Source organism: Neobacillus sp. PS2-9 (assembly GCF_030915525.1).
GTDB lineage: Bacteria > Bacillota > Bacilli > Bacillales > Cytobacillaceae > Neobacillus.
Genome location: NZ_CP133269.1, coordinates 261,101 through 273,460, shown reverse-complemented (window position 1 = coordinate 273,460; position 12,360 = coordinate 261,101). Strand labels below are relative to the sequence as shown.

Genomic DNA, 12,360 nt, shown 5'->3' with positions numbered 1-12,360 from the left:
TTCTTTCCTTTAAAAAGAAACGACCAAAAGCCCAGCTCTTGGTCGTTTCAAATCCAATCCCTATTCCTTTTTCTCACCCAAAGCAAACGTAATTTCTGCTTCGCATGCCACTTCGCCGTCAACCGTTGCAACGGCCTTCCCTTTTCCGATCGGTCCGCGAAGGCGGATAATTTCCACCTCAAGACGAAGCTGGTCACCAGGCTTTACTTGCTTTTTAAAACGGCAGCCGTCAATTCCAGCGAAAAATGCTAAGCGGCCACGGTTCTCTTCTTTTTTCAACATAGCCACTGCGCCAACCTGTGCCAGTGCCTCAACAATCAGTACACCAGGCATCACAGGATAATCAGGAAAATGCCCATTAAAAAACTCTTCATTGGCAGAAACATTCTTAATCCCAACCGCTCTTACGCCTTCTTCTACTTCCAAGATACGATCGACCAGCAAAAATGGGTAGCGATGCGGGATAATTTCTTTAATTTGTTCGGTATCAAGCATGAATTAGTACCTCCTACTAGTAACAAGTATTATTCTCTATTCTACTCGAAAAGATACACAAAAGGGAAGGGCTTTCGGACCCTTCCCAGTCAATTTATTTCTTATCCACCAAATCTTGAATATGCGTCCAGGTCGATTGTTTAAAAACATCCGCCACTTTTCCACCGCCCAGAATACCGTAGCCCACTGTTGCTCCCGCCATCAAGCTGACAAACGTAAACACAACTAAAAGAACCAGACGAAGCCAGATGGGAATCAGACGAATGCGGATTCGTTTGTAGGTGTGTGGTGCGGCCTCCACCTTTTCATTTGTACGATCCACCTTTGCGCGATCCTTTTTCACCATAGCTTTTGCATCTTTGGCTTTTTGCTTTTCGGCTTTTATCTTTTGCTGTTCCTCATATTTAGCTCGTTTAAATTCTTCTCTCGTCTTGGCTTGATTGTTTACAGACATTCACTAATTCCCCTTTAACCGGACTGCCCCATGGGCCCAGTGAGTTATACATATTATAACCAACTTTTTTAAAATCGGTAACTTGAATTCTTTTATAAAAATTGCTTTCGCAAACTGTTGAAAAATTTTCATTACTTCTATTATAAAAAAATATTCCCCATTGCACATTAATTTTTTGCGAAAAAAGTCAATTGATGTAAAAAAAAGCAAAAATTCGCCTATTAAAGAGAACCCAAGCCAAATAAAAAAGCCCAATGACCGAGGCTTGTCCTGCCTGCTTCATTAGACTTTTTATGTATGGTTCAGGACTATTTCACCATTGGTTAGATGTCATACCACCACGAACACAATAAAAGATGCTTTTTTTTTCAACAAAGCTATTATCCAAACTTACGATTAGAAATGCGGTCGATGTTATCAAGCATGATACCCGTTCCGATAGCAACGCAGTCCATAGGATTTTCAGCTACAAGAACTGGAACCTTTAATTCGTCAGCAAGCAGCATGTCGATTCCGTGCAGCAATGCGCCACCGCCAGTTAAAATCACGCCACGGTCGATGATGTCCGCTGATAATTCTGGTGGAGTGCGCTCAAGAACACTTTTTGCCGCCTGAACAATCACAGCCACAGATTCACGAAGGGCACCCTCGATTTCTTCCGAACGAACAGTGATAGTGCGCGGTAACCCGCTCACCATGTCACGGCCACGAATTTCCATTTCCTCTGAACGTGAACCTTGGAATACTGTACCGATATTGATTTTAATATTTTCAGCCGTACGCTCACCAATCAAGAGCTTGTACTCGCGCTTGATGTAGTTGAGGATTTCCATATCAAACTTATCGCCGGCCATTTTAATGGAGGAAGAAGTCACGATATCGCCCATAGAAAGAACTGCAACATCCGTCGTTCCTCCCCCGATGTCCACTACCATGTTACCGCTTGGTTGGAAAATATCCATTCCAGCGCCGATTGCTGCTACCTTTGGCTCTTCTTCAAGATAGATTTTTTTCCCACCGCTTTTTTCAGCTGCTTCTTTAATCGCCTTTTGCTCAACACTTGTGATGTTCGTTGGGCAGCAGATCAAAATGCGCGGCTTCGATAAAAAGCCCTTTACGTTTAACTTATTAATAAAATGCTTCAGCATGGCTTCTGTTACATCAAAGTCAGCGATAACCCCATCCTTCAATGGACGGATCGCGACAATGTTGCCTGGTGTACGGCCTACCATGCGGCGAGCTTCCTCACCAACAGCAAGCACTTTATTTGTATTTTTATCAATTGCTACGACAGATGGCTCATTCAATACAATTCCACGGCCTTTTACGTGTATTAGCACGTTAGCCGTCCCTAAGTCAATCCCAATATCCCTTGCAAACATTCTCTTTTCTTTCCTCCTCAAAGCGGAATTCCACATGCATTTCCTAATTTTCTATTGTATCATAATCCTTAAAATTTCCATAACGTTTTACTGGAATTTTGATGAATTATGTCGGAAATGTTTTCTTGACAAAGGATTCCAAGAGAACGCCTTTAAGGTTTCACGGATAACCCCATGTACCCCTCTAATGTTGCGGCTATTTGACAGCCTCGCCTTCCTTTTCTTCTTTTTGATACTTCATCTTTGTCGCTTCCCCACCCCTGAGGTGACGAATCGATTTATGGTAATCTAGGATTTCTTTAACCTCATTTGCCAGCTCTGGATTAATTTCAGGAAGTCTCTCTGTCAAATCCTTATGGACTGTACTTTTGGATACGCCAAACTCCTTCGCAATTACGCGAACCGTTTTCCTCGTCTCCACGATATACTTTCCAATCTTGATAGTTCTCTCTTTGATGTAATCGTGCACACTCTCGCCCTCCCTAATATGGATGTGAGTAGTGTGAAATGAGACCCGCTTATCACTTCGACGAATTCTACTTCCGTGTGGATGGGTGTCAGGCACCATCAAAAGACATTTGTCCGTCTACAATGGACAAACTTTCGAAATAGGTGATCTTGTCGAACTCCACACGACAGAAAGTAATCTACCTTCTGACAATACAATGAATAATCATGTCCCCGACTGAATATCCGCTAACTTCAAACGACTCTTCACCTCAAACACTCTCTTTGTAAAGGTTTGTAACCATTTTATTAGCTTGGATACGGGTTTATGCACAAAATCCACAAACGGGACAAGGCATCCTAAAAGTTTTTTGAAAATTGGACAATTTAACACAGTTCGACAATGTGGAAAAAGCCTGTGATAGGTGGATTTCTGCGTGGAAATATAGGAATACCTGCAATATTTCCCAAGAAATTTGTCGAGCGAAAATTGGCTATTTTTTCAAAAAAATATTATTCTAAAGTGCCAATCATGACCTTAACTGCCTCTAATAGATCCCGATCTGACCATGACGGCATCTCTTTTTTTCCACTCAGCACCAATTCATGCGACGCTGGTATATGAACAAATCCCACCGGCCTATCCTTCACTTCATGCAACACCACATACATGACATTGTTACAAAGATACGTCCCGGCAGTATTTGATATCTTTGCCGGATAACCACTTTCATTGAGCTTATTGACGAATTGTCTTATTGGCAGTGTGGAAAAATAACCATCCGGACCATCCTCGATGATGGAAGCATCATTCAGCACGACGCCATTATTGTCCGGCGCGCCATCGCGGCAATTGATAGCGATTCGCTCCGGAGTGATCGTTGACCGCCCTGCCGCGAGCCCAAGGGAAAGCACCGCACCGGGCTCCTGTTTTTTGATTTCTTCTAGGATTCGTTCCCCCGCCTCCCGATATTCCACCGGCAACAATAGGCCTTTAATTTGATAGCCTCCAATGCAGGCTCCATCAAGTTCTTTAACAATTTTCTCCGTCGGATTAATCGGAAACTCCAAAAATGGCTCAAACCCTGTTAAAAGTAACGTTTTCATCTGCTGCTTCCCCTCTTATCTTTTTTCAAAATATTATATAATGTTCATAGACTGATTAGAAGGATTTTCCTATAAAATCCAGCCATAGAAAGGAACACTTACCCATGACTCCCTTTACTGAAAATGTAATTGAAATTATCCGTAATATCCCTGAAGGAAAGGTCATGACCTATGGCCAGATCGCTCGCCTCGCTGGAAGCCCCCGCGCTGCCCGCCAGGTCGTCCGCATCCTTCACTCCATGAGCAAGAAGCACCGCCTCCCCTGGCACCGCGTCATCAACGTGAAAGGGCAGATTGCCCTACAGGAAGACCAAGCCTATAACGAGCAGGTGCTGTCGCTGGAAGCGGAAGGCGTCGAGATTGGTCTTGGCGGGTTGGTTGATTTGGATAAATATCAGTGGGAGCCGTAATTGCATTATGGGCATGTTGAATGTTTCTACGGTACCGGGGGCTACTTTTTCTATCCTCTTCAGTCACGTAGAACCCTTCTACGTTACCCAGTACTTCCATTTCTACCCTCTTCAGTCACGTAGACTCCCTCTACGTTACCCGCTACATCTTTCACAACCCTCTTCGGCACGTAGACTCCCTACGTTACCCGCTACATCTTTCACAACCCTCTTCAGTCACGTAGACTCCCTCTACGTTACCCGCTACATCTTTCACTACTCTCTTCAGTCACGTAGACTCCCTCTACGTTACCCGCTACATCTTTCACTACTCTCTTCAGTCACGTAGACTCCCTCTACGTTACCCGCTACATCTTTCACTACCCTCTTCAGTCACGTAGACTCCCTCTACGTTACCCGCTACATCTTTCACTACCCTCTTCAGTCACGTAGACTCCCTCTACGTTACCCGCTACATCTTTCACTACCCTCTTCAGTCACGTAGACTCCCTCTACGTTACCCGCTACATCTTTCACTACTCTCTTCAGTCACGTAGACTCCCTCTACGTTACCCGCTACATCTTTCACTACCCTCTTCAGTCACGTAGACTCCCTCTACGTTACCCGCTACATCTTTCACTACCCTCTTCGGGCACGTAGACTCCCTACGTTACCCGCTACATCTTTCACAACCCTCTTCAGTCACGTAGACTCCCTCTACGTTACCCGCTACATCTTTCACTACTCTCTTCAGTCACGTAGACTCCCTCTACGTTACCCGCTACATCTTTCACTACCCTCTTCGGCACGTAGAACTCCCTCTACGTTACCCGCTACATCTTTCACTACCCTCTTCGGGCACGTAGACTCCCTCTACGTTACCCATCACTTCTTTTTCCACACTCTTCGGGCACGTAAAACCCTCCTACGTTACCTACAACTTCCTTCCACACTCATTTCGGTCAGGTAAACCGGTAAACCACCCTAAGGTAATCGATTCCTCTAAAAAATCACCTTCCACGGAAATTAGGAACCTTCTCGCATCCCGATAACTAAAAAAACCAGTCGTTTAGCCTGGCCCCATTACTTCCTTTCAAATTACGTGTCAATCACCTCTTGAAGTACCTATTAAATTACCCTTTTTATATAATTTCCTTTCTTACTCGTCACTTCCAATGATTTACTCGTCAAATATTATGATTTACTCGTCTATTTTCTATTTTACTCGTCAACCTTCACACTTTACTCGTCAATATCCCCATTTTACTCGCCAACTACTAAACTACACCCACTCCTCCATAAACAACACCAAATTATGGTGGGACAAAAAAACGCCCAGTCCCCCAGGCGCCAAAACACAAACATTATTTCCAATTCATAAAAATATTCTTCACCATTTTCACAGGCACCTGCGAGCCACCTCTGCCCTGTACATTTTCCACCATCATTGCCACCAGCAAGCTTGGCGAATTCGTGTTATAGGCAATGAACCAGCCGTTTTCAGAACCCGTCTCCCCCTGCTTCTTCTTGATCTCTGCTGTCCCTGTCTTACCGGAAAGCGGATAATCCGCCATCTCCGCCGCATGCGCCGTTCCGCCCGCATCGCCCACAATCTTCCGTAAATCCGCAGCAATCAGTGCAGCATGCTCACTCGAGACCGCCGCCTCCTTCCACACCTGTCCCTGCTGCTCATCCGCTAAAAGCGTCGGCTTAATCATATTGCCATTATTCATAAACGGAGTATAGGATGCCAGCAAATGCACGATGTTCATCTGGATTTGCCCCTGACCATACCCAGAATCTGCGAGTGAAATTTCACTGTCCATTTTTCCAATCTGCGATGTCTCAAGAGGATACGTGTACTTTAGCTCCTCTTCAAATCCGAACTTCTTCAGGCCATCCGCAAAGCCCTCTTTCCCCAGCTTCAACGCTGCTTGTGCGAAATAAATATTATCCGAGAACACGAGTGCTTTTTCCAAATTAATCGGACTGCCCACATGTACCCGCGTCACAAAATAGCCGCCCCACGACTGATCCTTTTGCCATTTCGGACCAAGAATAGGAACCGCCTCCACCGGGTTAATCGTTCCCTTCTCAAGCCCCACAGACGCCGTGATTGCTTTCATGACTGAGCCCGGCGCATAGAGCTGCTTAAACCGGGTCGTTAACGGCTTCTTCACGTCATCCTGTAACGCCTTCCACTCATCCGCCGAGAATCCTATCACTGCCTGGTTCGGGTCAAACGACGGACTGCTCACAAGCGCCAACGTTTCGCCTGTCATCGGATTCATCGCTGCTGCCGTCCCGACCTCCCCATTCATCTCATTAAAGGCCGCCAGCTGCAACTCCGCATCAATCGTTAATTTGACATTCTGCCCGTTCTCGACAAGCTTCTCGGCGAGCACTTCCTCGCCTCCAGCCTTCTTCTTAATGATAATCTTCACGCCGCTCGTGCCCTTCAGCTGCTCATCCAACACCTGCTCGAGGCCGCGCTTCCCAATCACATCTCGACTCGTGTAACCTTTGGCTTTCCTCTTTTCAAGCTCATCCGCCGTAATCAGCCCCACATAGCCGATTAACTGCGCCGACGCTTCCTTATAAGGGTAAATCCGTGCCCCCACCTTCCGCGTCTGCACAGGTCCGAGCGCAATCAACTGGGCAATCCGCTCCTGGTCGTCCATCGACACCTTTTTCAACGGGACAAACAGCTCCGGCTTCACCCAACTTGCGCTGAGCGCCTTCTGGATCTGTTCGGGTGTCATTTTTAAGAGTGGTGCTACCTGTGCGATGATCGCCTCATCCACCTTCCCGGCAACCACACCCACTTCATACACCTGGCCATTCACAGCTAGCTCATTTCCATTACGGTCAAGGATTTCCCCCCGGGTCGGCGCCACCGTGCTCAAACTGATTTTATCGCCTTCCTTCATCTTTGGAAAAATGAACCCTGTATGCCAGTCTACATACCAGTTTTTCTTATCGTCTTTTTCTTCCTTTTGTAACTTCGCTTGTTGGGTAAATTGAATCGTTCCTGCGATGCTGCTCATTTTTGCGGTAAAAGAATACTGGGCTTGTTCTTTGTCAGCCTGCTTATCCTCTTTTGGTTTTTTGAAGTTAATCTTGAGGTCTGTAATCTGAAGGTCTTTGTAGATTTTTGTATAGCGGCTCGTAAACTCTTCTTTGGTGATATGCTGTTTTGCATCCTTTGAAAGATAGTCATACATCTTATCAAACTTCTGTTTATTCCATAAGGCTATGTACTCCGAAAAACGATCCTGTGGTGTCGGCTCCTTACTGCACCCGGCCAGCGCAGCAACAACCAGCAGCACCACAAACATAAATCTTGCAACTCTCCTCAAACCAATCCCTCCCTTTAAACCCATTTTAACATAAATTGGATACAAGTGGGTGTCAGGCACCACTAGTGGACATTTGTCCTCGTCATGTGGAAAGTGTCTTTCTGTGGGGACTGACACCCAAATAAAGACAAAAAAAAGAGGAAAGTATTTCCCCTTCCCCTTTGGTCACATTCATATTATGAGTTTTTATTTTGTGTAGAGTTCGTTGATTCGTCGTCCTTTTTTTCATCAGAAGACTTGTCGTCGCCTGATTTTTTTTCGTCGGTAGAGTTCGCAGGATCATCAATCATTTGCTCATCTTCCTTGATTTGTGGGCTATCTACAGAATCACTTGATTTGTCATCCGAAAGCTTGTCTTCCTGTAATGTAGTCAACGATTTTTCAAAATAATTCGTTGGGTTTACAGCAACACCGTCTTTACGAATTTCAAAATGTACATGGGTTCCAGCTTTTTCATTGAACAAGCTTTGTCCAGCCTTGGCAAGAACTTGTCCCTGTTTTACTTGTTCGCCAACCTTGACCTTAATATCTTTAACTGATTGATATTGTGTTACAATACCTTTGTCGTGCTCTACTTCAATGACATTACCTAGGACTGCATCTTCATCGACACGAGTAACGGTACCGCTTAATGATGCAACTACATCAAACGTTTCGCCGTCTTTCATTGTGATGTCGATACCAGTGTTTGGCACATACGTATTGTTGTAGAATACTAATGCTGCTTCCTGGTCTTCTGCTTTGCCTTGGAAATCATAGAATTTCATTTTTACGACTGCGTCATCAGCCTTAGCCACCGGCATTTTGAAGTTTTCAAGAGCTTTGTTAACTTCCACAGCTGGTGTTTGATTCTTTTTACCAGCAAGATCAGTGGACTTGTAATCGTATTTGTCTGTCGCACTATTGCTAGTTTGGAACCATAGAACTGCGGTCAGAATGATTGCTGCACTTGCAATATAAATGGCTGGAAATACCCAACGCTTTTTGAAAAAGCGTTTTACACTGGAACTTTGAGAAGATCGTTTGTTTTCTTCCTCTCTCATTTTCATCACCTCAGCAATCATTCTGAACAGATAAGTAGAATTATATACATTCGGCAAAAAAAATTTTTTAGAGTTATTTTTCGACAACCCTATTCATTTTATGCATGAAGATGAAATTTTTTTTACTACTAGGAGGAATATTCACATGAACATACTATTCAAATGGGGTTTACGGGTTCTGCCCCTCGCGTATATGGCCATCATCTGGATCCAATCTAGCCTGCCATCCGACCATTTTGTTGAACTGCCTGATGCATCCCTCGACTCGACCATCAAGGAATCCTTGCATTTAATAGAATTTGCAATTTTATATGTTTTACTAGTGTTGGCCTTCTTAACGCGAAGCCGCCAGTTTACGCCAACCTTGAACGTAGCCTGCGCCGTATTCGCCGCCCTCTACGGAATCAGCGATGAAATCCACCAATCATTCGTACCCTACCGATCCTCGTCGCTATTCGATTTTGTAAAAGATATCATTGGAATCAGCGTATGTTTTTATTTTATAAGAGGGGCGTTGTTTGGAGGGAGATTTCAACGGCTTGGGAAAATACTAAGAACACTTTAGCTTTTCGGTTGATGATAGACCCGATTTTTAAATGTTCCAGTGTAGGGTAGATTCATTGATTTTATGATCTTGTGGCCAATATGAATGGTGGGAATATGCAAGAATTCACAGATCTCAGCATTAGTAAACGAGGGTTTTATTAACAGAAAATAATCATTAATTGTTGGAACATGGGCGGTTTTGGACGTTAGATTACATTTTACACAGCACCATTTCCCAGCTTTATAAATCATTGGGATTGTGAAACAATCTGGACATTGTACACCTGTAGGGATGTCTTTTGGAGATAAATCGTAGGCTTGGAGGATATCCGGGTCATCAGGAGTGTGATTGGTTAATAGGAGGCGCTTTATCTTTTTCAATTCTTTTTTGTCTAATTTGTCCTTTTTATAATAGGCTCCTATTTGTTCAATTCTCTCTAATACATTTTCACTGTTACAGATATGTAGAGTCATTTGATCATCCTTTGGTTCCACCTTTATTATTGTTTTTTCATTACTATTTACAAAAAAATAATGAATAGGAATCTCAGGACAAGTATGTTCTCTTAGCCAAACTTTTAGTTTTTTTGCCTGCAGCTTTGCTTGTAGAACAGGGTTTTTAACTCTTTCTTCTGTACCATTCCTTTTGCACATCGTTTGATTAAACTCTTTTTCAAAGGATAGTTCTCCAGCCATATTCTTTACTTCCAAAACCATTGCAAAATTTGCACATAGTAAGAGGAAATCGATTTGGAAGTAGTATTGCCCGTCAAATAAGCGGAGCCCGTGAAAAATAAGGTAATCTTTGTCAGGGAGCATAGCTAAGTAAAAGTACACTGATTTCTCGCCTCGGTATCCAGCCATTCTTCTTTTATATTCCGCCACCACCTCAGGATACTTTGGATTTAACTCGGGCAATCTTCTATTAAGTGCTTCAAGCTTTTCCATTCTTGGCGTTATCCGCATTTCTTTAGCAATCAAACACATCATTCCTTTCTTTTTTTTCTAAAATTCTCTTTCTACATTTCTTATCCCTGCAAAAATCGACAGTAATTATGAATTTTTTGTGGAATTTAGTTGGGTGTCTTGAACCTTGTTTGGTCTACTCGTCAGTTTAGGAGGTTTACTCGTCTAGTTTTTGATTTACTCGTCACTTTTTATTTTTACTCAGCAATTTTACCTCTTTACTCGTCACTATCCCCACTTTACTCACCAACCTCATAACTACACCCACTTCTCCACTAAAAAGCCAGGCGTTTAGCCTGGCTCTGGTATCTTCCTTCGAAATTATGTGTAGATCTCCTCTTGAAGTACCTTTAAAATTACCCTTTTTATTTAATTTTCTTTCTTACTCGTCACTTTCGATGATTTACTCGTCTAGTTTTTGATTTACTCGTCACTTTTTATATTTTACTCGTCAACTTGACCAATTTACTCGTCACTTTTCCCATTTTACTCGCCAACCACGTAACTACACCTATTTCTCCACTAAAAAGCTAGGCGTTTAGCCTGGCTCTGGTATCTTCCTTCAAAATTATGTGTAGATCTCCTCTTGAAGTACCTTTAAAATGACCTTTTTATATGATTTTCTTTCTTACTCGTCACTTTCGGTGATTTACTCGTCTAGTTTTTGATTTACTCGTTGATTTTTCAATTTTACTCGTCAACTTTCATAACTTACTCGTCACTATCCCCATTTTACTCGCCAACGCCGATCACCCCACAAAAAAAAGCCAGGCCCCCACGCCCAGCTTTCCCACACACCACTACTTCTGCGCCGTAATCGTCGCCATCAAACTCTCTGCCGACGTAATCTCGACCCCCTGGTAATAGTGCTTCACAATATCCTTATAATTCTTGCCTTCCTCCGCCATTCCGTTCGCACCGTACTGACTCATCCCCACACCGTGGCCGAAGCCCTTTGTCGTAATCACAATATTCGTGCCCTTGCGCTCCCAAGCAAAATCCGACGACCGAAGATCGAGCTTCTCGCGGATCTCCTTGCCAGATAGCAACTTGCCATTAAAATCAACCTTCGCCACACGCTTACCCGTCGTACGCTCCACAATCTTGCCCACCTGCGACCCTGTGCCCACCTTCACACCGAGCTTCGCCTCAAACGCCTTCACCGTCATCACCTTCTGGCTATTAAACTTCGGTGAACTCTTATCCCACGGGCTCGACACACTTCTTAAATAAGGAATGTTACCTGGCCAATAATCCTCCGAATTCTCAGTATATCCATTGCTCGTCGAGAAAAAAGTAGCCTGAATCGCCTCACCCTTGTAGGTCAAAATTTGTCCTGCCGTCGAACGAACCGCCTCCACTATCTTCTTCATTTTCCAAGCATAATCAGCGCCCCACGCTCTCCTTAGCTCATCATCACTCTTGTACACCTGGTGAATTTGCGTGTCCGTGACCTGCGCCCCTTTAGGAGCCCCTAGCGTATCCTTACTGACCAATCGCTTCACAATATACGTTCTCGCCGTTAGTGCTTGGGCCTTGAGTGCTTCTTCTTTGAAATCTGCCGGCATCTCTGCTGCCACAACGCCAACGAGGTAATTTTCTAAGTTCACTGTCTCAATCTTTGATTTCGCGGAACGAAACACCGCTACTTCGACCGCAGCATCCGCGGAAGGTGACGCCGCTTTCGCATTTTCTGCCGAGGTCTTCTTCAAATCTTCACCTAATTTTCCGCTCGCCTTATGCTCATCCGAGAACGGTAACACAAGAACAGCTGGAACAACTAAAGTCAGGGCAATGAGGAGCGTCGCTAGTACGATGAGTGGTTTGATTTTTTTCATGATTGTGCCTCCAGTTTGTAAAATTCACACCCGGCGCAAATCAGCCGAGTTGCGTCTCATTCATACATATGGAAGCGGACAAGCATTTATTACACAAACTTTTATAAAAATGAACTCCATCTCCGGCCCCTAACAAAGTTCCAGCTGAAATAAAAACAACACACCAAACTCAGTATCCACCCCACGCACACAAGTGGCCATGAATGGTGTCAGGCACCATATTGAGAGCATCATATAAAGCACTTTTTCAGGCACCACATGAAGAGGCATCGCACAAAGTACGATGCCCAAAAAACCACATAAAAACAGACCCCGATATCCATCAAGGTCCGT

The 12,360-nt window shown here is 44.1% G+C and carries 11 protein-coding genes; 2 read left to right on the top strand and 9 right to left on the bottom strand.

What is annotated here, in order from left to right; translation table 11 throughout:
* Positions 1-60 precede the first annotated feature (60 nt).
* The 5 genes from fabZ to RCG25_RS01310 form a co-directional block, all read right to left on the bottom strand.
* Complete coding sequence (fabZ, locus tag RCG25_RS01330; RefSeq protein WP_308081891.1) at positions 61-495, bottom strand: 3-hydroxyacyl-ACP dehydratase FabZ; 435 nt, start codon at positions 493-495, stop codon at positions 61-63.
* Between the two features lie 94 nt (positions 496-589).
* Complete coding sequence (locus tag RCG25_RS01325) at positions 590-949, bottom strand: DNA-directed RNA polymerase subunit beta (protein ID WP_308081890.1); 360 nt, start codon at positions 947-949, stop codon at positions 590-592.
* Between the two features lie 380 nt (positions 950-1,329).
* The gene (locus tag RCG25_RS01320) at positions 1,330-2,331 is read right to left on the bottom strand and encodes a rod shape-determining protein (RefSeq protein WP_308081889.1); all 1,002 of its coding nucleotides are present in this window, start codon (positions 2,329-2,331) and stop codon (positions 1,330-1,332) included.
* A gap of 196 nt (positions 2,332-2,527) precedes the next feature.
* A complete protein-coding gene (spoIIID, locus tag RCG25_RS01315; RefSeq protein WP_007086083.1) occupies positions 2,528-2,800 on the bottom strand; it encodes a sporulation transcriptional regulator SpoIIID in 273 nt (90 codons plus the stop codon).
* Positions 2,801-3,291: 491 nt separating this feature from the next.
* On the bottom strand, positions 3,292-3,885 hold the full coding sequence (locus tag RCG25_RS01310; RefSeq protein WP_308081888.1) for a pyroglutamyl-peptidase I: 594 nt from the start codon (positions 3,883-3,885) through the stop codon (positions 3,292-3,294).
* A 104-nt stretch (positions 3,886-3,989) separates the two neighbouring features.
* Here RCG25_RS01310 and RCG25_RS01305 point away from each other — a divergent pair, with 104 nt between their 5' ends.
* Positions 3,990-4,295 (top strand): MGMT family protein, encoded by a 306-nt coding sequence (locus RCG25_RS01305; protein WP_308081887.1) that lies wholly within the window; start codon positions 3,990-3,992, stop codon positions 4,293-4,295.
* A gap of 1,344 nt (positions 4,296-5,639) precedes the next feature.
* Here RCG25_RS01305 and RCG25_RS01300 read toward each other — a convergent pair.
* Positions 5,640-7,634, bottom strand: coding sequence for a penicillin-binding transpeptidase domain-containing protein (locus RCG25_RS01300; RefSeq protein ID WP_308081886.1), 1,995 nt, complete (start codon positions 7,632-7,634; stop codon positions 5,640-5,642).
* Between the two features lie 176 nt (positions 7,635-7,810).
* Positions 7,811-8,677, bottom strand: a complete 867-nt coding sequence (locus RCG25_RS01295) for a stage II sporulation protein SpoIIQ (RefSeq protein ID WP_308081885.1) — start codon at positions 8,675-8,677, stop codon at positions 7,811-7,813.
* A 145-nt stretch (positions 8,678-8,822) separates the two neighbouring features.
* Between RCG25_RS01295 and RCG25_RS01290 the strand changes: the two genes are divergently transcribed.
* Positions 8,823-9,242: a VanZ family protein gene (locus tag RCG25_RS01290; protein WP_308081884.1), complete on the top strand. Its 420-nt coding sequence runs from the start codon at positions 8,823-8,825 to the stop codon at positions 9,240-9,242.
* On the opposite strand, the gene RCG25_RS01285 is transcribed toward RCG25_RS01290, so the two are convergent.
* Both RCG25_RS01285 and spoIID read right to left on the bottom strand, forming a co-directional pair.
* Complete coding sequence (locus tag RCG25_RS01285) at positions 9,239-10,204, bottom strand: nuclease-related domain-containing protein (RefSeq protein ID WP_308081883.1); 966 nt, start codon at positions 10,202-10,204, stop codon at positions 9,239-9,241. The genes RCG25_RS01290 and RCG25_RS01285 overlap by 4 nt on opposite strands.
* A 785-nt stretch (positions 10,205-10,989) precedes the next feature.
* The gene (spoIID, locus tag RCG25_RS01280; protein ID WP_308081882.1) at positions 10,990-12,027 is read right to left on the bottom strand and encodes a stage II sporulation protein D; all 1,038 of its coding nucleotides are present in this window, start codon (positions 12,025-12,027) and stop codon (positions 10,990-10,992) included.
* Positions 12,028-12,360 lie beyond the last annotated feature (333 nt).

Coding starts and splice junctions, on each gene's coding strand:
- fabZ (WP_308081891.1), bottom strand. CDS start 495: ATGCTTGATACCGAACAAATTAAAGAAATTATCCCGCATCGCTACCCA.
- RCG25_RS01325 (WP_308081890.1), bottom strand. CDS start 949: ATGTCTGTAAACAATCAAGCCAAGACGAGAGAAGAATTTAAACGAGCT.
- RCG25_RS01320 (WP_308081889.1), bottom strand. CDS start 2,331: ATGTTTGCAAGGGATATTGGGATTGACTTAGGGACGGCTAACGTGCTA.
- RCG25_RS01310 (WP_308081888.1), bottom strand. CDS start 3,885: ATGAAAACGTTACTTTTAACAGGGTTTGAGCCATTTTTGGAGTTTCCG.
- RCG25_RS01305 (WP_308081887.1), top strand. CDS start 3,990: ATGACTCCCTTTACTGAAAATGTAATTGAAATTATCCGTAATATCCCT.
- RCG25_RS01295 (WP_308081885.1), bottom strand. CDS start 8,677: ATGAGAGAGGAAGAAAACAAACGATCTTCTCAAAGTTCCAGTGTAAAA.
- RCG25_RS01290 (WP_308081884.1), top strand. CDS start 8,823: ATGAACATACTATTCAAATGGGGTTTACGGGTTCTGCCCCTCGCGTAT.
- spoIID (WP_308081882.1), bottom strand. CDS start 12,027: ATGAAAAAAATCAAACCACTCATCGTACTAGCGACGCTCCTCATTGCC.